Raw genomic sequence first — 19961 nt, forward strand, 5'->3', positions numbered from 1 at the left:
GTGAATGTATGAAGGGAAATGTGATTGTCGGGCAGTCAGGAGGGCCTACAGCGGCGATTAATTCGAGTCTGGCCGGAGTTTACCGCACTGCTAAGGACCGGGGGGCCAGGAAGGTGTTCGGGATGCTTCATGGGATTCAGGGGCTGCTGGAGGAACGTTATATTGACCTGTCAGAGCATATTACGAATGAGCTGGATGCGGAGCTTTTGAAAAGGACGCCGGCGGCCTATCTGGGCTCCTGCCGGTACAAGCTTCCGGAAATCCATGAGAATATGGAACTTTACGATAAAATATTTGAAATCCTGAATAAGCTGGAGATAGAAGCCTTTATCTATATCGGCGGCAATGATTCCATGGATACGATTAAGAAGCTCTCGGATTATGCAATTGTAAAGGGGCACTCCCAGAAATTTATCGGATGTCCCAAGACTATTGATAATGACCTGGCGCTGACGGATCACACGCCTGGATTCGGAAGTGCGGCGAAATACATCGGCACTTCTGTAAAGGAAATCATCAGGGACAGTTTTTGCCTGGAGTATAAGAATGGTCTGGTAACAATTATCGAGATCATGGGAAGGAATGCCGGATGGCTGACCGGAGCGGCAGCGCTGGCCCAGGGGGAAGACTGCCAGGGGCCGGATATGATTTATCTGCCGGAACTGACGTTTGATCTGGGCGGATTTATGAAACGTATCCGTGCGCTGCTTGCTGAAAAGACGTCGGTGGTTGTGGCCGTTTCAGAAGGAATCCGTCTGGAGGATGGACGTTATGTATGCGAACTGGGACAGACGGCAGATTTTGTAGATGCCTTTGGTCATAAACAGTTAACAGGGACGGCCGCTTATCTGGCCAATTATATCGCAGGGGAGGTTGGCTGCAAGACCCGTGCCATTGAGCTGAGCACTCTGCAGCGGGCAGCGTCTCACTGCAGCTCCCGTGTGGATATTCTGGAAGCTTATCAGGTAGGCGGTGCGGCGGTAAAAGCAGCAGATGAAGGCGATTCCGGTAAGATGGTCGTGCTGAACCGGCTTTCAGATGATCCCTACCAGTGTGGGACGGAGGTGAAGGATGTCCATAAGATTGCCAATGACGAGCGGCTTGTTCCGAGAAACTGGGTGAACGAGGAGGGGACGTACGTGACCGATGAATTCGTGACCTATGTCCGCCCGCTGATCCAGGGAGACGTATCACCGGTTATGGTGGATGGCATCCCCAGGCATCTGTACAAGCCGGGATACCTGGGCCAGAGGTAATCTGGGAACAGCAATGCTGTTCCATAAGGTATACCCGCAGGGCACCCCGTAATACATGCCCTGCTGGGCGGGGGAACAGCAATGCTGTTCCATAAGGTATAGGGACAATCAAAACCCGCATATATATATGCAAAAGAGTAACGTGAGAAGTGTATGCGGAAAAATCATATGATGGGAGTTGTGCTGTTCGGACTGGTGACCATGGTTGCCCTGACACTTCTGTATGGAATAGATCTGGGAAGGGATCTGGTTCAGGTGAATCAGAACCTTTCCAGTGAAACTAAATTCCCGGTCTGCAGTGTCCAGACGGAAAAACAGCAGATGGCCCTGAGCTTTGATACAGTATGGGGAGAGGGAAATATACAGGAGATTCTGGCTGTTCTGAAGCGGAATGGGGTGAAGGCGACTTTCTTTGTGAGCGGAGAATGGGTGGAACAGTATCCGGACCGGGTGAAAGAAATCTCTGAGGCAGGTCATGAGCTGGGGAACTATGGGCAGAGTTATGCTGATATGCGGCAGCTTTCTGATGGGGAATGTCAGGAGGAGCTCATGAGTGTACATAATCAGGTAGAAAAGCTGACCGGATATGAAATGTCCCTGTTCCGTCCGCCTCTGGGGGAATATGATAACCATGTGATTGAAAATGCTGAGAGATGTGGTTACCGCACCGTGCAGGGGAATGTAGACAGCCTGGACTGGAAGGATTATGGCGTGGACTCTATCATCCAGACGGTTCTGAATCACCACGATCTGGGTAAGGGAAGCATCGTCATCTTCCGCAGCAGCGCGATGTATACCGCGGAGGCCCTGGAGGAAATTATTGCAGAGCTTCAGAGCCGGGGATTTGACCTGGTGCCTGTATCCAGGCTGTTTGATTCAAAATGATAAACCAATCAGTTAATAAAATAGCCAGAGCCGCTGTAGTGCCGCAGCGGCTCTGGCTATGTCCGTTTGAATGTGTTCAGAGGGACTGTTAAATGTGATATGCTACCAAAGCGACTTTTTCTCCTGTTTTGCTGCCGATCTCCTGCTCAAGTTCCGTGATTTTCTGACGGCAGGATTCGCTGATGTCGGCGTAACGGTCTTCCTCAGTAAGAAAAGCGGCCGTCCGTTCAGCTGCGGCTTTACAGGATTGTGGCAGTCCGGTTACGTCTGATTTGATTTCTGACATGTGTATTCCTCCTGTTGTGATTTTGTCAGAATCAGTATGTGTGTTATCTGGGAAATTATACCCGCAGGATACCTGAAAGGCACGCGCTCACAGCCGGAGGAACAACTTACGCTGTTCTGCAAAGACTATCCGAAGGGCATTTCTGAAGAAAATTTTACTGGTAGACGGAAATACTGCCCTTTTGCTTTTTGGATTCATAAAGGGCGGTGTCTGCGTTTTTCAGCAATTCGTAGAGGGACAGATCCGGGCGGCCGCATGCTACTCCAAAACTGGCGGATATGGGCAGTCCTGCCAGAGTTTGGGCACAGTAATCCTCCAGAGACTGATTGGACTCCCGGCAGATGGCCAGTGTCTGATCCAGGGAAATTCCCTGAAATAGGATACAGATTTCATCGCCGCCGAAACGGTAGACAGGATGAGGCGCACAGCGTTCTTTCAGGATAGAAGAGAAGGCTATCAGGCATTCATCGCCCTTGAGATGGCCCAGCGTATCGTTTATCGTCTTAAAATTATCTATGTCAACCATTACCAGGCGGCAGGTATCCAGCAGTCTTTTCGTCTCCAGATCATTGAAGGCCTCCTGAAGGGCTGTCCGGTTGTAAAGTCCGGTCAGACGGTCTGTCAGAAGCTCCTGGTGCATCTGATACCGCTCCAGCTCTTTTGTGATGCTGGCCTGATTCTTCTGGCGCTCAAAATGGATGACGACAAGACTGGCAGAATAGAAGCCGGTCAGGATAATAATAGAAATCAAAAAATTAACAAAAGCGTCTTCGCTGTTTAGTACGCTTACTTTATCGGGGTCCCATGTGATCCACAGTTCGCCGGCTGTCAGAGCGAGAAGGCTTGCAGCCGCAGTGATGGTGGTCAGAAGATAGTTGCCGTAAACGGTGGTCATCATGATAGGAATCGCGAACAGTAAATACAGGGCTGAAAAGATATTGTGTATAAAAAACAGCGAAAAACAGATCGCGACAAAGCACAGGGAAACGACATATTCTCTCACGCGCATAGGGGTGATCTGGTTTCTGGTACCGAAATAGATGAGAATAAGGAAAATTATGTTCAGCGCGCAGGGAGTAAAAATATATTTTGCAAGGTAGATAACCGGCGATGCCGTAATGCCCCCGTTCATGGAATTGAGCAGAAAGAACATTATGATTTCCATGGCAAGGGAAACGATGGCGGAGCTCAGGGCAATCATTCTGTGAAGCTTCAGCCAGCGGCAGTTGATTTTCTCATATTCCTGTTGAATTTGTGATATGTAGTTATTATCATTCATATTATATCCATACTTTCTTGTAAGTCAGTTCTATGTGAGTTAAAGATGTGCTGCTTACAAAATAATGCCTGGCGCCGGGTTTGTCAAGTTCCTTTCATTTTTAAGAGAACTTTTGAAATCTCAGCAAAGAAAGGGACTGACGTGCAGGGAGGAGGGCAGGAATAACCAAGGATACAGCCCGCTTTGTGCGATAAAGTATGGATTTTCCGGGGGTTGAATGATATACTGGATGAAAGATAAGTCTACATGCCAGTAGGTATGAACAAAATCCACCCATTTCTGGCTGCCGTCGCTACGGGCCGGGCTGTCAAAGAAATCATTGGCTCCCGGATAAGTCTGTTCAAGAAGAGCAATAAGATTGTTTTTCATTGCAGTTTTCTGAGCCATATAGAATCCGAATTGCCGGTTCATGGTTTTTAATTGGTTGCGTGTTTTGTCCATGCTTCCATATTGCTTCAGTTTTGCCCAACGGTCAAGAGTATAACGTGCGATTTTCTTAGAATCCGCGTTGTCTGTCTTGGGAGTACGGAGGGAGTCATCACCGAAATCCCTGATGAGGATGGGATTTACAGCACTGACAAAGAGACCTGCATCGGAAAGCCATGTGGCAACAGGTTCATAGTACCTGCCGGTATGTTCCATACAGACTTTAGTTTCACCATCAAGGCTCAGGAGCTGCTCGATCAGGCAGTTTATGGCAGATTGGGTGTGAGGGATATCACAGGGTGGCATAACAACCACGTTTCCCGGTCTACGGATAGTGACAGTGCTTTTCCTTTGGAAACATCAATACCAACAGCGTTCATAGTAAAAACTCCTTTATAATGTAATAGCAATGGCCAATGCCAGTTTTCTCATTGCCTATTCAATCTACTGGGTGTTTCACACGAACGTCTTAGGGTTCAACCTGCGTAAAACGAATGCTGCGGATGAGGGGCTGGTTGGCTGACTTATCTACGGACGTAAAGTCCTAGAAAGGGGGAAGCCAGACCTATTGCACCACTCATTCTAACAGCTTAAGCAACAAGATGGATAATTCCTTACTGGCTGTAAGGGATATTAACCATAAATATATTGTAGTAGAAAAGGGGTAGATCATGGAAAATGAACTGAAATTTGCAGTATTAATTGATGCGGATAATATTTCCGACAAATATATTAAAATTATATTAGAGGAGACAGCAAACAACGGAGTGGCGACATACAAGAGAATATATGGGGACTGGACCAGCCCCCAGCTGTCGTCATGGAAAAATGTACTGTTGGATAATTCCATCATTCCCATGCAGCAATACAGCTATACGACAGGCAAGAACGCCACTGATTCAGCGATGATTATAGATGCCATGGATATACTGTATTCTGGCACTGTGGACGGCTTCTGCATTGCATCGTCGGACAGTGATTTCACACGTCTGGCGGCAAGGCTCAGGGAATCTGGAATGCAGGTGATCGGCATGGGAGAGAGCAAGACTCCCCAGCCTTTTATTTCCGCCTGTAATCAGTTTAAATATCTGGACCTGTTGTTTGAAAAGCGTCAGGAGGAGGCGTCGGAGCCGTTAGCCAAGCCGAAGGAAGTGAAAGAAAAGACCAAGCCGCAGAAGGACCAGGAGAAGATTAAAATCACGATCAATTCGATCATAGAGAAGTTTTCAGATGACGACGGATGGATTTTTTCTGGGAAACTGGGGGACCAGCTGTCGAAACGGCTGCCGGATTTTGATGTGAGGAATTTCGGGTATTCAAAGCTGACTCCATTTATCAAATCGCTGGGGGATTATGAGATTAATAAAATATCGGATGGGAACAGCCAGAAGCAGATTTATTTCCGCGTCAGGGAGACCAGGCGCGAGAAGGTCAGCAGATAATCATTGAGCAGACAGGAGGGCGGGATATGAAATTTACGAAAATGCATGGATGTGGGAATGATTACGTCTATGTGAATTGTTTCCAGGAGACGGTGGAACACCCGGAAGAGGTTTCCAGGAGGATCAGCGACCGCCATTTCGGCATAGGAGCTGACGGACTGATCCTGATCAAACCTTCGGAGAAGGCGGATTTTGAGATGGATATGTACAATGCGGATGGTTCATCGGGAGCTATGTGCGGTAACGGCATCCGCTGCGTGGCGAAGTATGTATATGATTACGGCCTTACGGATCAAACGAGCATAAGCGTAGATACCAAAAGCGGCGTAAAATATCTGGATCTGATGGTAAAAGACGGCCGGGTGGAACAAGTGAGAGTCAATATGGGGGCGCCTGAGCTGACAGCTTCCAGAATACCTGTGCTATCTGAGGCAGAGCAGGTGATCGGCCGGCCTGTTGAGATCGGAGGGGAGGAATACCGGTATACAGCGGTATCCATGGGCAATCCCCATGCGGTAGTTTTTGTGGAAGAGACGGACTGCCTGGAGCTTGAGAAAATAGGCCCGTTGTTTGAACACTATTCCGGATTTCCGGACAGGATTAACACGGAATTTGTCAAGGTGCTGGATGACAGGACAGTTCAGATGCGGGTGTGGGAACGTGGGTCCGGTGAAACGCTGGCCTGCGGAACGGGCGCCTGTGCGGTTGCCGTTGCGGCTGTGCTGAACGGTGTGGTGAAGGGAAACCAGGTGACGGTAAAGCTGCTGGGAGGGACATTACAGGTGGAATGGGATCGTGAGAAGAACCTGGTATTTATGACCGGCCCTGCCGCTGTGGTATTTGATGGAGAAATCAACTTATGAGTGTGATAAAGAAATGTTGTGTCTGCGATGGGAATATCGTAGAGGGGCGGTGTGAGAAATGCGGAATGCCCTATCAGGAAAACCGTAATTTTTATCATCTGAATGAAAATAGGCGTGACCACGTAGACCACATGTCCGCCGGGGATAAGCAGGAATACGCGCGCCAGCAGATGGGCTATGGGCAGCAGAGACCGCCTGTACAGACGTACGCGCCGCAGAATAACGGACAGGGCAGGCCTGACGGCGCCCCGTTCCGGGGCGGTGTAGGGAGCCGCCAACAGCAGGCGGCGAGGAACGGCTGGGTGGGCGTTATTATATTTATTTTTATTTTACTGTTTACTCTGGGGCCGCTTCTGTTTGAAATGATTTTTGGCTGACAGGCTGAAAAAAAGCTTTCCTTTTAGGGTGAAGGATGATACAATATGTTGTGTCTGCAGAGGATAAAACGAACATAAATACACCACATATTGGAAAATGCAGCTGTGCTCTGCTGAATCGCGGGCGCAGATGGAGTTAAAAAGGAGAGGTTATGATCTACGTTATTAAGAAAGATGGGACAAAAGAACCCTTTGACGCCGCTAAGATTGTCAGGGCTGTCAACAAATCGGCTAAAAGAATTCTCTATGCTTTTACAGCGGCCGAACAGGATTTTATCTGTCAGTTTGCCAAAGAGCAGGCTGAATCTCTTCATAAAGAGGAGATACCCATTGAAGATATGCATTGTATTGTGGAAGGCGCCCTGGACCGCGTAAACCCGGCTGTCGCGAAAAGCTACCGGGATTACCGGAATTATAAGGTGGATTTTATTCATATGATGGATGAAGTCTACACAAAGAGCCAGTCCATCCGCTATATCGGAGACAAGAGCAATGCCAACACAGACAGCGCCCTGGTTGCGACGAAACGGAGCCTGATCTTCAATGAATTGAATAAAGAACTCTACCGCAAGTTCTTTATGAACCGGAACGAGCTGCAGGCGTGTAAAGACGGTTATATCTATATTCATGACCAGTCGGCCCGTCTGGATACCATGAACTGCTGCCTGTTCGACGTGGCCAGCGTGCTGAAGGACGGGTTTGAGATGGGAAATGTCTGGTATAACGAGCCAAAGACGCTGGATACGGCATTTGACGTGATGGGAGACATCATATTGAGCACGGCCGCCCAGCAGTATGGCGGTTTTACAGTGCCGGAGGTTGATAAAATCCTGGCTCCCTATGCTCAGAAAAGCTATGATAAATACGTGGCCGAATTCCTGAAATATTCTGATGAAAGCTGGAACGGAAGAGAAGAGCGGGCTGTGGAATACGCCATGGATAAGGTCAAGAGAGAATGTGACCAGGGCTGGCAGGGAATAGAGTATAAGCTCAACACCGTTGGCTCTTCCCGGGGGGATTATCCGTTTGTAACGGTAACAATGGGGCTGGGAACAGGGCTTTTTGAAAAAATGATTTCTATTTCTCTTCTGGAAGTACATAAAGAGGGACAGGGTAAGAAAGGCTTCCGCAAGCCGGTGCTTTTTCCAAAGATTGTATTTTTATATGATGAGGCGATTCATGGTCCGGGCGCTTCCTGTGAAGATGTCTTTGAAGCGGGTGTGGATTGCTCTGCAAAAACCATGTATCCGGACTGGCTGTCCATGAGCGGAGAGGGATATATTTCCAGCATGTACCAAAAGTACGGCCGCGTCATCAGCCCCATGGGCTGCAGGGCGTTCCTGAGCCCCTGGTATGAGCGTGGCGGCATGGAACCGGCAGATGAAGAGGATCGGCCGGTCTTTGTGGGCAGGTTTAACATAGGGGCAGTCTCTCTGCACCTTCCGATGATCTTGGCCAAGGCGAAGGCGGAGAACAGGGATTTTTATGAAGTTTTGGATTTTTATCTTGAGATGATCCGCGACTTGCACAGAAGGACTTATGATTATCTGGGAGAGATGAAGGCGTCTACGAACCCGCTGGCTTATTGCGAAGGCGGATTTTATGGAGGCCATCTGAAGCCATCAGATAAAATACGTCCCCTTCTGAAGCCCATGACAGCGTCCTTCGGAATAACGGCGCTGAATGAGCTGCAGGAGCTCTATAATGGCAAATCCATTGCGGAAGACGGTGAATTTGCACTGGAGGTTATGAGGTATATCAATCAGAAAATCGCGGAATATAAGAAAGAGGATGGTATCCTGTATGCAATCTACGGGACTCCGGCGGAATCTCTGTGTGGCCTTCAGATTGAACAGTTCCGTAAAATGTACGGAATCGTCCATAATGTATCTGACAGGCCGTATGTGAGTAACTCCTTCCACTGCCATGTGACGGAGGATATTACTCCAATCGAAAAGCAGGATAAGGAGGGAAGATTCTGGGAGCTGTTGAACGGAGGGAAAATCCAGTATGTCCGTTATCCGGTCAGCTACAATAAAAGCGCTATCCGTACGCTGATCCGCCGCGCCATGGCAAAAGGCTTTTATGAGGGGGTTAATCTTTCCCTGGCCTATTGCGACGACTGCGGCCATCAGGAATTGGAAATGGATGTTTGCCCTGTCTGCGGTTCCAGCAATCTGACGAAGATTGACCGGATGAACGGATATCTGTCCTACAGCCGCGTTCACGGTGACACCCGCCTCAACAGTGCAAAAATGGCGGAGATTGCCGACAGGAAATCGATGTAAGTAACAGTATGGAAGGACAGAAGGCAGAATTGATTTTGGCCCGTGCTGAGAACTGTCTGCGGATGAATGATATATAAATAAGAAACAGAGACAAATTAAATGGGGTCCCGGTTGCACCGGGGCCCCATTTAAGCTGAATTATCCTACCATATCCCACAAATGCTGCATATAGTAGTGAGATTCTACCGTATCAAAGAAAGAACTTATGGTATCCAAATCTGTATTAGGCGGTATGTCGCATCCTGAAGATATAACAAAGTTCTTATGGTGGCCGCATTGTTCCAGAAGTCTCCGGGTCATCAGGTTGATTCCCTCAGGGGTGTTATTGTTAAAGCCATTTGAGGGGCTGATATTTCCGAGGATCAGATAATCTTTCGGAAGCTTTTCCAGCATCATAGTCATATCGGCAGACTCTCCGAAATGGAAAGCCTTGCAGCCGGTTTCCATGAGCTGTGTTACCTGGTGGTTGATGGCGCTGCCGCAGTTATGGTAGATCAGAAGAAAATGTTTGTCCTGTATGGTTTCTACGATTCTTCTTACATAGGAACTGGAGAATTCGCTCATCAGATCTGGGGAGAGGATTCCCGCCAGAGGTTCGGCCATGATGGCGCCATGGGCCCCTGCCTTTTTTAATTCCTGCAGGTAGTTGATGATGAAGGTCGTTGCTTTCTCAAGGACTTTATGTACCATTTCCGGCTCTTCATAACAATCGATCATGATATCGTTGACGTTCAGAAGCCGTCCGGCCAGTGAAAAAGGCCCAATACAGCCTGCGAATACGGGGCGGTCGTTGATAAGCATCAGGGATTTACGGATGGCGTCAATGTTTGTTCCGGTTCTTCCTGCGCCGACGGGGGGGATTTCCAGTGCGTCAGCTTCTTCTTCGTTTCCGATCAGCTTGCCGATGATCGTAGGGATTTCGTCTACGCCGTAGACAGTAAAAGCCCCGAATGCCTCAGCCTCTACTGAAAGATCCATATAAGCGGTTGAAGCGAGCATATCATAGTGGTCGGCAATCATCTTCATGCCGATAGCCTGGTGAGCGCTGCTGCATACCAGCTCCTTGACAGTGACGTAGAGATACTGTACGCAGGGATAGGAAAGAAGAGGAAACGGTTTTTTAGGTCCATAGATCACGCGTTCCATCCAATTATACATGTTCATAGTTTTTGCCTCCTTGATTTATAAATTAATAAAATTATATACAATGTGTAGAGAAATATCATTGCAAGTATTGATGAAAAATGGTAAAAAAAAAAGAAAAACATTACACAGGCACAATTAATAAACAGAGATGAAACTCTGTATAACCCTTGAAATATGGCGTTTTTCTATAGGTATCTTTCTGTAAATTAGAATAACATCGTTAAAGAGGACAGTCAATCATATTTTATAAAATCATGAAAATGGCTGATAAAAGAAAGATAGACACTACAATGTGTAGTGTCTAATGATTTGCTCAATACTTTTAAGGGCTTCCACGGGATCGATTTTATCAAGCGTCCTGCCAGTGATAAAATCGGCACGAAACGCGAAATAGAAGGAAAGCGCCGCAGCAAAACAGTAGCTGGCCGGATGGATACCGCGAAATGGGTGGAAGGCAGTTCTTTCTGACCGGACTTTAGCTGGCGAATGCCCAGAAGCGACTTCTCGTTCCCTGAGGGGCCAGGCGCTGTCGGGAATACCGGAGGCTGAAGTGATCTGGAGTAGCAGTAGATCCAGGATTTGCGAGAGAACCGATTGGAAGGTTTATAGAATTCTTGATACCCTACAATGGGAAAAAAACAGTAAAATTTCATGTTCTTACAGGAAAAAAGAGCTGCCGCAAAATGCTTTTGCGGCAGCCTCATTTATTCGATGTGATTCATATTATTCCGGTATTATGATTCGCGTTTCACGATTGCAGAGCAGCCCATTCCGCCGCCTACGCAGAGCGTAGCCAGGCCGGTCTTGGCGTCGCGCTTTTCCATTTCATAGAGCAGGGTTACCAGAATCCGGCAGCCGGAGGCTCCTACCGGGTGCCCCAATGCGATAGCGCCGCCGTTCACGTTGACCTTCTCCATATCGAATTCCAGATCGTGGGCAACGGCCAGAGACTGTGCGGCAAATGCTTCGTTAGCTTCTACCAGATCCATGTCTTTAATCGTCAGGCCGGTTCTGGCGAAGAGCTTTTTAGTGGAAACGATAGGTCCGACTCCCATGATGGAGGGGTCAACGCCGCCCAGAGTCCCGTCTACCCAGGTCGCCATAGGTTTCACGCCGAGCGCCAGGGCTTTTTCTTCGCTCATAACCACTACGGCGGCAGCACCGTCATTGATAGAAGAAGCATTGCCGGCGGTCACAAGCCCGCCGTCCTTCTTAAAGGCCGGTCTTAGTTTTGCCAGGCCCTCAGCCGTTACGCCTTGGCGGGGGCCTTCGTCGGTATCAAAAAGAACGGTTTCCTTTTTCTTCTTAATCTCTACGGGGACAATCTCATCTTTAAACCTGCCGGAAGCTATGGCGGCGCATGCTTTCTGCTGGCTGGAAGCGGCGAACGCATCCAGCTGCCCGCGGGTCAGGTGCCATTGTTCAGCCACGTTCTCAGCGGTAATTCCCATGTGGTATCCGTGGAAAGCGTCGGTCAGGGCATCGGTGATCATAGTGTCATAAATCTGGTTATTGCCCATACGGTAACCAAATCTGGCGTTTTTCAGAGCATAGGGAGCCATGGACATATTCTCCACACCGCCTGCCACTATGATGTCTGCTTCGCCCTCGCGGATCATTCTTGCAGCCGTATTCACACAGTCCAGTCCAGAGCCGCACAGTACATTGATTGTAATGGCCGGTGATTCCACTGGAATTCCGGCGTTGACAGCCGCCTGCCGCGCGGGATTCTGTCCGGTCCCCGCCTGAATCACGCAGCCCATATACACCATATCCACCTGTTCCGGCGACAGACCCGCTCTCTTCAAAGCCTCTTTGATAACGATAGTCCCAAGCTCCGGCGCCGGAGTCGTGCTCAGCGCTCCGCCCATAACACCGATAGCAGTCCGGCAGGCTCCTGCCAAAACAATCTTTTTAGCCATGTAAAATTCCTCCTTTAATTTGTGTATTTACATATTGTCAGAAGACGAAATACCTCAGAGTTCCGCGGTAACTTTGTCTATAAATTATCATACCAGATTGTTAATATAAAAACAAGGGAATTTCAGATTTGCTTCCAATTGGTCGGTTATCCACACTCCTCGCCAAAAACCTATAATTTTTTTTGGCGGTTTACAATATAGATTCCAACGCATACCAGCACCAGCGATATAAGTCCATAAATGCTGAATGCCTGGTTCTTTTCGTTTAGCAGTACGGCGGACAGGAGAACTCCGATGACTGGATTCATGAAGCCGAATATGGAAATCCGGCTGACTGGATTATGTTTCAGGAGAATTCCCCACAGGCTGTATGCGACAGCGGAAATGAGCGCCATATAGATCAGCAGCAGGACAGAAGCCGGGGTGAATGCTGTCAGCCTGCCTCCCATGAAGGCTCCGCACAGGGACAGGATGAGTCCGCCCAGCAGGAACTGGCAGCCGCTTAACACGACAGGATTTTCGTGTTGGGAGTATTTCTTAATCAGTGCGGATGAAAAAGCGTAGGAGATGGTGGAGAGCAATATGAAGCCTTCTCCGTTCAGGCTCAGATTGAGATCCATAGAGCCTCCGGCCAGGTTGATGACGACAACTCCGGCGAAGCCGATGAGACAGCCGAGTACCTTACGGACAGTCAGAGTCTCATACCGGAAGATGAGGCTGGCAATCAGAATGGCGAAGAAGGAGCTGGAGGCCTCTATAATAGAAGATTTCACGCCGGTGGTATGAGCCAGGCCGATATAAAAGAAGAAATACTGGATGACTGTCTGAACCATGGAAAGTACTGCGATAGGCTTCAGGGAATCCTTTCCGGGACGCAGGATTTTTCTGGATGCGATGCTTCCGATGAGCAGGGTCAGGATTCCGGCCAGGGTGAAACGGATGCCGGCAAAGAGAATCTGACTGGCTGTGTCCCCGGATGAGATCTGGAAAAGCCGGTATCCGATCTTTATACAGGGAAATGCACTTCCCCAGAGAAAACAGCAGATGAAGGTCAGCAGACAGACAACAGGTGCTTTCGTTAAGATTTTTTCTTTCATGACGAATATCCCCCTCAGATGAAAATGGAGACAAGGCAGCGGGGCTGCATTGTCTCCCATGGATTATAAACGTTTTTTTATTAAAAGACAACTAGAACAGGCCTGAAATCTTCCCGTTCTCATCCACGTCGATCCGCTCGGCAGCCGGCCTCTTAGGCAGCCCCGGCATGGTCATGATATCTCCTGTCAACGCTACAATGAACCCTGCTCCCGCTGATATCTTCAGGTTCCGCACCGTCACCTCGAAGTCTGTGGGCGCTCCCAGCTTCTTCTCGTCGTCTGTCAGGCTGTACTGGGTTTTGGCCACACAGATCGGGCAGCTGCCGTAGCCCAGGGCTTCCAGCTGGGCCGCCTGCTTCTTCGCGTTGGCTGTCAGCACCGCGCACTTCCCTCCGTATACCTTCTGTACAATCTGGTTCAGCTTGTCTTCGATGCTCCCCTCCAGTCCATAGGAGAAGCTGAAGCCGGAATTGTCCTCGTCACACAGGCGCACGACTTCTTCCGCCAGCTTCACGCCGCCTTCGCTTCCCTTGGCCCATACCTCCGACAGCGCTACGTTCACGCCCAGCTCCCGGCACTTGCTCTCCACCAGGTCCAGCTCTGCCTTCGTATCCGTCGGAAATGCATTGACCGCCACCACGCAGGGCAGATGGTACACGTTCCGGATGTTGCTCACGTGCTTCAGCAGGTTCGGGAGGCCCTTCTCCAGCGCTTCCAGGTTCTCATTGTTCAGGTCTGCCTTTGCCACGCCTCCGTTGTATTTCAGCGCGCGGACAGTTGCCACGATCACCACCGCATTGGGCTTCAGGCCCGCCATCCGGCACTTGATGTCCAGGAACTTCTCCGCGCCCAGATCCGCGCCGAAGCCGGCCTCTGTGATGCAGTAATCCCCCAGCTTCATCGCCATCCTGGTCGCCGTGACAGAATTGCAGCCGTGGGCGATGTTGGCGAAGGGGCCGCCGTGCACCACTGCCGGAACATGCTCCAGGGTCTGCACCAGGTTCGGCTTCAGGGCGTCCTTCAGAAGGGCGCACATCGCTCCTTCCGCATGCAGGTCTCCTGCCGTAACCGGCTGCTGCTCGGAGGGCTTGCCGTAGGTGTAACCGATCACCAGACGCGCCAGCCTCGCCTTCAGGTCCGTGATGTCGTTGGCCAGGCAGAGTACCGCCATGATCTCAGACGCAACGGTGATATCATAGCCGTCTTCCCTGGGAGTCCCGTTGGTGCGGCCGCCCAGCCCGTCAATCACATTCCGGAGCTGGCGGTCGTTCATGTCCACGCATCTTCTCCAGGTGATCTTCCGGGGATCGATGTTCAGCTCGTTGCCCTGGAAGATATGGTTGTCGATCATGGCCGCCAGCAGGTTGTTGGCAGCACCGATGGCGTGGAAATCACCGGTAAAATGCAGGTTGATGTCCTCCATGGGGACTACCTGGGCATAGCCGCCGCCGGCAGCGCCGCCCTTTACGCCAAAGACCGGTCCGAGGGAGGGCTCTCTGAGAGCCACCACCACATGTTTCCCGATCCGCTGAAGGGCGTCTGCCAGGCCGACCGTTGTAGTGGTCTTGCCCTCGCCTGCGGGCGTGGGGTTGATGGCGGTGACGAGAACCAGCTTGCCGTCCGGAGCGTCTGATTCTTTTAATAAGTTGTAATCAATTTTTGCTTTGTACCTTCCGTACTGTTCCAGGTATTTCTCATCGATACCTGCCTTTTCCGCGATCTTGACGATCGGCTCCATCGTGCATTCCTGCGCGATTTCAATGTCTGATTTGTAAGTCATAATTTCAATCTCCTTTCTGCTGTCCACAGCAGGGGCCGGGGTTCCAGGCGCTTCTGCCTACGTCTGTTTGCTGGTTGCAGTGAGCGGAAAAACACGACAACAGTTATACAAAAAGGGCAGCATTTGTGCTAATACAAATGCTGCCCAGACGGTCGGCTAAACGCGGGTTCTGATTCCCTGTGGTTCTCATCCACATATCCGTCAGTACACAGAACACCCTATTTAATTGATGAATTAAGTATAGCACCAGATAATAAAAAATGCAATCAGATTTTTATAAAAAAGAGAGTTTGCGGGCGGCGGACAAGAATTTAAAAAAATAACGGAAGAAGGCTTTTCAGAATCAGAATAAGCCGCTATACTGTTAAGTGATGGCAGTGGGGAGAATAACGGGCGGCAGTCAGCGGTTGCCCATCAAAGGAAAATAGATGATGAATTATAGAATAGGAAGAAACACGAAATGCCTGATTGCAGCTGCCTGTGTTCTGAGCCTGGTGTTGGGAGGCTGTGGCGGCGGTCAGGAGGAATGGAAGATTGCGGTGATTACAGATGGCGCCGGCGTTGAAGAGACAGGAATCTATCAGGCAGTCTGGCAGGGGGTGGAGCAGTTTGCTGGAGAATCCTCAGACTCCGCAGAAGCTTACGTCCCGGGTGGAAAGGATCTGGCGTCTTATGAGAAGACCATGGCGGATGCAGTTACTGACGGAGCTAATGTAATTGTGTGTACGGGTGAGGCTTTTGAACATGCTGTTTATGACATGCAGCGGATGGAAAGGGACGTGCGCTTTATACTGCTGAACGGGACTCCAAGAGAAGAAGACGGGCCTGAGAAAATAAGAGGGAACACCTCCAGCGTGATGCTGGCTAAAGAGCAGGCAGGCTTTCTGGCCGGTTATGCGGCGGTAAAGGAAGGATACGTAAGCCTAGGCTTTCTGGGAGGCGTGAAGAGTGAAGAAAATATCAGATATGGGTCTGGATATCTCCAGGGGATTGACCAGGCAGCGGAAGAGATGGGGCTCTCCCCAGAGCAGGTAACGGTACGTTTTCGTTTTTTGGATGGCAATTCCATCAGCCCTTCTCTGATGCAGACTGTGAAAGAGTGGTATCAGCAGGGCTGCCAGGTGGTTTACGCCTGTGACAGCGGACCGGAGCTGCTGGCCCGGGAGAGCGCAGAAGCATATGGCGGCAAGGTGATTGATACCAGAATGGATGAAAGCCCTCAGTCCGCCAGTGTTTTAACGTCTGCAGGAATGGATTACCGGCAGGCGGCCTACCATTCGCTGAAGCTGCTGGAAGAGGGAAAGCTTCCGGGCGGTGAGAAGACAGTCCTGGACGCTTCCTATGGCGGCGTAGGGCTTAGGATAGCCGGTTCCGGTTTTTCGGCGTTTACTAAGGAACAGTATAACACGGTAATACAGAAGCTGGCCAGCGGTGAAATTAAGGTATCAAAACAGGATGTAACGCAAAATCTTAACAAATTTGAAATAAATCACAGTACAGTCAATATAGAAAGTTAGCAAGCTGAGGAAAGAGAAGAAAATCAGATGTTGTCGAATGCTGTTTTTCCTTGTAGAATGGGCAGGTTTTAGGGTTCATGATTTGTTTACAATTAAATAACAATTAACACTTGCATCAAAGTGCGAATTATGTTAATATGTAGAAAGATTGAAAAAAGTATTTCATAATTATTACAGATGATAGCATAAATGAGACAAATGATTTAGGAGAATGATTCATGAAGAAGAAGAAAGTTCTTGTACTGGGATTGGCCATAATGCTTGGCAGTGCACAGATGCTTACCGTTAGTGCAGATACCATAGAAGAAGTCCAGCAGCAGCAGCAGCAGACCGAAGGACAGCTGAGTCAGATTGAGGATTCTATCAATGATCTGGAAGATCAGAAAGAACAGATAACCGGTGAAATCGACAGCCTGGACGGGCAGCTGATCACAACGATCGCTTCTATTAATTCTCTGACTGATCAGATCAGTGATAAGGAAGTTCAGCTGGAGCAGACTGCAGCGGATCTGGAAGAAGCAGAAGCGGACAAACAAGAACAATACGAAGCAATGAAGAAGAGAATTCAGTATCTGTACGAGAAGGGCGGGAATGCCGGATGGGCGACAATCCTTCTGGAAGAGAAAGATATCACAGAGTTGCTGAATCAGGCGGAATATACGCAGAAGATGTATGAATACGACAGGAATTGCCTGGAGAACTATGCAGCGGTGGTCACTCAGGTCAGCGATCTCCAGTCTCAGCTGGAAGGTGAGAAATCAGAGCTTGAGACCATGAAATCTGAGCAGGAAGGCCAGCAGGCATATCTGGAGCAGATGCTGGAGGAAAAGAGAGCAACTTCCGCAGATTACGATGCGCAGCTGGCAGATGCCAATGCGAAGGCGGCAGAATATCAGCAGTTGATTGAGCAACAGAATGCTGAGATCCAGAAGCTGATTGAGGAACAGGAACGCCAGCGTAAGGCGGCAGAGGAAGCAGCGAGACAGCAGGCGGAGGCAGAAGAAGCAGCGAGACAGCAGGCTGCTCAGCAGAATAACCAGAATAATCAGTCGAATAACACCACGCCGAGCAATAATGGCGGCGGAAGCAACGGCGGCAGCAGTAATGACGGCGGCGGAAGCAATGGTGGTGGAAGCAGTAATGATGATACATATGTTCCGGATAACGGCGGAAGCAGCGGCGGATCTTCCTCCAATACAGGAAGCGCGACGGGACAAGCTATTGTAGACTATGCTCTGCAATTTGTAGGTAATCCATATGTCTGGGGCGGCAACAGCCTTACGAACGGAACTGACTGTTCAGGATTTGTTCATCTGGTATATGCGCATTTCGGGTACAGTGTATCCAGACAGTCGGCAGCTCTTCGCAGCGACGGATATGGAGTATCCTATGCGGAAGCACAGCCGGGAGACATCATCTGCTACGACGGACATGTGGCGATTTACATGGGCGGCGGCGCGATTGTACACGCAAGTGATGAGAAATCTGGAATTAAAGTCAGCTACAATGCAGCATACAGACCCATTCTTGCTGTGAGACGGATCGTATAACAGAAGAGTAACAGGACAGGCCTTGCACTATGCAAATAGTGTAAGGCCATTTTTTATATCATAGGAAAATGTGTCCTATGGCCGCTGGGGCGACCGCGCTCCGGCGCGAGAGTCCGGCTTGCCGGACTCTTTGTACTTGGATCGAAAGGATTCCGCTTCGTTTTGGCTGACTCTGCCGAACAAAATACAATAGATTGTCACCTATATTTATAAATATGGTTGACAATCTATAGGCTAGTAACTATAATGGCATCAGGATGCTTCTAAAGGAGATATTATGAAAAAACTGGCAGAGGAAATTATAAGAGGAAGAAGGCTTTCACAGCAGGATGATCTTTCTGTATTTGAATATGCTAAGTTGGGGGAGTTGGCGGAAGGTGCGGACAGAATAAGGGAATCCCTTTGTGGAAGAAATGTGGATTTGTGTACCATTATCAATGGCAGATCCGGCCGGTGCAGCGAGGACTGCAGGTTTTGCGCCCAGTCGGCGTTTCATCAAACAGGCTGTGAGAAATACGAGATGCTGGATGAGGAGACGATTCTGCGTGACTGTAAGGCCCGGGAGGCGGCGGGGGTCCAGGCATATTCCATTGTGACGGCCGGGAGATCCGTGGAAGGGGAGGAGCTGGAACGTCTGGTGAGGATATATAAACGGCTGCGCAGGGAATGCAAGATACGGCTCTGCGCCTCTCATGGGTTGTTGGGAGCGGAGGCTCTCAGACGGCTGAAGGGTGCCGGGGTGGAGAGATATCATGCGAATATCGAGACTTCGGAACGGAATTTCCCCAGTATCTGTACGACACATTCTTACAGGGATAAGCTGCGGGTGATTCAGATGGCCCGTGAGGCGGGGCTGGAGGTGTGCTCCGGGGGAATTATAGGCTTGGGTGAGTTATGGCAGGACCGTGTGGATATGGCAGCTGCTCTGGCGGGGCAGGGGGTCTCTTCCATTCCCATTAATGTTCTGATGCCGATTAAGGGGACGCCGCTGGGCAGCCAGGTTCCGTTGGAAGAGGATGAGATTATACGGACTGTGGCGATGTTCCGGTATCTGAACCCAGCCGCTTACATACGAATAGCAGCCGGCCGGGCATATTTCAGGGATGGAGGGCGAAGGCTGTTCCGGTCTGGAGTGAATGCGGCGATCACAGGCGATATGCTGACTACTACCGGTACGAATACCGCACAGGACATGAAGATGCTCGCAGAAATGGGATTCAGGGCCGGAGGAAGGCCGGCGAAGCCCGGACAGGAGGTTAGGATGCAGAATGAGTGAAACAACGGTGAAACGAGGGCGGAGGTTATCTGTTAAGCAAATTACGTTGATGGGAATGATGGCGGCGGTCATCTGTGTATTGGCTCCATTTTCAGTACCGATTGGGCCGGTGCCGATTTCCCTGACGAATCTGGCGATTTATTTCGCCCTGTATCTGTTGGGAATGGTGCAGGGGACTGTGAGCTATGTGATCTATCTGTTGATCGGGCTGATCGGAATTCCTGTGTTTTCAGGTTTTACCAGCGGTCCGGAAAAACTGTTCGGCCCCACTGGAGGTTATCTGATTGGTTTTATTCCCATGGCTGTTATAGCCGGATATCTGATTGACAGACACAGGAGTAACCGGATGATTTGCCTGGGGGGCATGTTTCTGGGAACAGTTGTCTGCTATGGTTTCGGGACACTGTGGCTTACCCGCCAGTCTGGTCTGGATCTCCGTGCATCACTGTTTGCGGGGGTAATACCCTTCATTCCCGGAGATCTGATTAAAATGCTGCTGGCCATGGCATTCGGGCCGCAGATCAGGAGACGGCTGAAAAAGGTATCAGGAAATTGAGAGTATAAATGGAGA

General features: G+C 49.7%; 16 protein-coding genes, 1 pseudogene and 1 riboswitch. Of the genes and pseudogenes, 10 read left to right on the plus strand and 7 right to left on the minus strand.

Features of this window, described 5'->3' with window-relative positions; translation table 11 throughout:
• Positions 1-8 precede the first annotated feature (8 nt).
• Positions 9-1256 carry a 6-phosphofructokinase gene (locus H9Q79_RS15190; RefSeq protein ID WP_249328673.1) on the plus strand — a complete coding sequence of 416 codons (1248 nt, stop codon included), beginning with the start codon at positions 9-11 and terminating at the stop codon, positions 1254-1256.
• Between the two features lie 153 nt (positions 1257-1409).
• On the plus strand, positions 1410-2141 hold the full coding sequence (locus tag H9Q79_RS15195) for a polysaccharide deacetylase family protein (RefSeq protein WP_118648313.1): 732 nt from the start codon (positions 1410-1412) through the stop codon (positions 2139-2141).
• Positions 2142-2229: 88 nt separating this feature from the next.
• Here the strand turns inward: H9Q79_RS15195 and H9Q79_RS15200 are convergent, their stop codons facing one another.
• The 3 genes and pseudogenes from H9Q79_RS15200 to H9Q79_RS15210 form a co-directional block, all read right to left on the minus strand.
• Positions 2230-2427: a hypothetical protein gene (locus H9Q79_RS15200; RefSeq protein WP_118648315.1), complete on the minus strand. Its 198-nt coding sequence runs from the start codon at positions 2425-2427 to the stop codon at positions 2230-2232.
• A gap of 154 nt (positions 2428-2581) precedes the next feature.
• Positions 2582-3706: a GGDEF domain-containing protein gene (locus H9Q79_RS15205; protein ID WP_118648317.1), complete on the minus strand. Its 1125-nt coding sequence runs from the start codon at positions 3704-3706 to the stop codon at positions 2582-2584.
• Positions 3707-3946: 240 nt separating this feature from the next.
• Positions 3947-4512 (minus strand): annotated as a pseudogene (locus tag H9Q79_RS15210) (IS110 family transposase); the annotation flags it as partial.
• Between the two features lie 291 nt (positions 4513-4803).
• Here H9Q79_RS15210 and H9Q79_RS15215 point away from each other — a divergent pair.
• From H9Q79_RS15215 to nrdD, 4 genes are all read left to right on the plus strand, one after another.
• Positions 4804-5574, plus strand: a complete 771-nt coding sequence (locus H9Q79_RS15215) for an NYN domain-containing protein (RefSeq protein WP_118648319.1) — start codon at positions 4804-4806, stop codon at positions 5572-5574.
• Between the two features lie 26 nt (positions 5575-5600).
• Positions 5601-6437, plus strand: coding sequence for a diaminopimelate epimerase (gene dapF / locus H9Q79_RS15220; RefSeq protein WP_118648321.1), 837 nt, complete (start codon positions 5601-5603; stop codon positions 6435-6437).
• Entirely contained in the window at positions 6434-6814 is a 381-nt protein-coding gene (locus H9Q79_RS15225) for a hypothetical protein (protein ID WP_118648323.1), read from the plus strand. The genes dapF and H9Q79_RS15225 overlap by 4 nt, the downstream gene beginning before the upstream one ends.
• Positions 6815-6966: 152 nt before the next feature.
• Entirely contained in the window at positions 6967-9102 is a 2136-nt protein-coding gene (gene nrdD / locus H9Q79_RS15230) for an anaerobic ribonucleoside-triphosphate reductase (protein ID WP_118648325.1), read from the plus strand.
• 138 nt (positions 9103-9240) lie between these two features.
• On the opposite strand, the gene H9Q79_RS15235 is transcribed toward nrdD, so the two are convergent.
• From H9Q79_RS15235 to H9Q79_RS15250, 4 genes are all read right to left on the minus strand, one after another.
• Entirely contained in the window at positions 9241-10266 is a 1026-nt protein-coding gene (locus H9Q79_RS15235) for a uroporphyrinogen decarboxylase family protein (protein ID WP_249328674.1), read from the minus strand.
• Positions 10267-10982: 716 nt separating this feature from the next.
• Complete coding sequence (locus H9Q79_RS15240) at positions 10983-12170, minus strand: acetyl-CoA C-acetyltransferase (protein ID WP_249328675.1); 1188 nt, start codon at positions 12168-12170, stop codon at positions 10983-10985.
• Between the two features lie 170 nt (positions 12171-12340).
• A complete protein-coding gene (locus H9Q79_RS15245) occupies positions 12341-13267 on the minus strand; it encodes a DMT family transporter (RefSeq protein ID WP_249328676.1) in 927 nt (308 codons plus the stop codon).
• 91 nt (positions 13268-13358) lie between these two features.
• The gene (locus H9Q79_RS15250; RefSeq protein WP_249328677.1) at positions 13359-15047 is read right to left on the minus strand and encodes a formate--tetrahydrofolate ligase; all 1689 of its coding nucleotides are present in this window, start codon (positions 15045-15047) and stop codon (positions 13359-13361) included.
• Between the two features lie 135 nt (positions 15048-15182).
• Positions 15183-15267, minus strand: a riboswitch (ZMP/ZTP riboswitch).
• Between the two features lie 208 nt (positions 15268-15475).
• Between H9Q79_RS15250 and H9Q79_RS15255 the strand changes: the two genes are divergently transcribed.
• From H9Q79_RS15255 to H9Q79_RS15270, 4 genes are all read left to right on the plus strand, one after another.
• Positions 15476-16564, plus strand: a complete 1089-nt coding sequence (locus H9Q79_RS15255; protein WP_118648828.1) for a BMP family lipoprotein — start codon at positions 15476-15478, stop codon at positions 16562-16564.
• Positions 16565-16782: 218 nt separating this feature from the next.
• Positions 16783-18114 carry a C40 family peptidase gene (locus H9Q79_RS15260; protein WP_118648830.1) on the plus strand — a complete coding sequence of 444 codons (1332 nt, stop codon included), beginning with the start codon at positions 16783-16785 and terminating at the stop codon, positions 18112-18114.
• A 277-nt stretch (positions 18115-18391) separates the two neighbouring features.
• A complete protein-coding gene (gene bioB, locus H9Q79_RS15265) occupies positions 18392-19390 on the plus strand; it encodes a biotin synthase BioB (RefSeq protein WP_249328678.1) in 999 nt (332 codons plus the stop codon).
• Positions 19383-19946 carry a biotin transporter BioY gene (locus H9Q79_RS15270; protein ID WP_249328679.1) on the plus strand — a complete coding sequence of 188 codons (564 nt, stop codon included), beginning with the start codon at positions 19383-19385 and terminating at the stop codon, positions 19944-19946. Before bioB ends, H9Q79_RS15270 begins: the two co-directional genes overlap by 8 nt.
• Positions 19947-19961 lie beyond the last annotated feature (15 nt).

Origin of the sequence: Wansuia hejianensis, from assembly GCF_014337215.1 — a bacterium.
Lineage (GTDB): Bacteria > Bacillota > Clostridia > Lachnospirales > Lachnospiraceae > Scatomonas > Scatomonas hejianensis.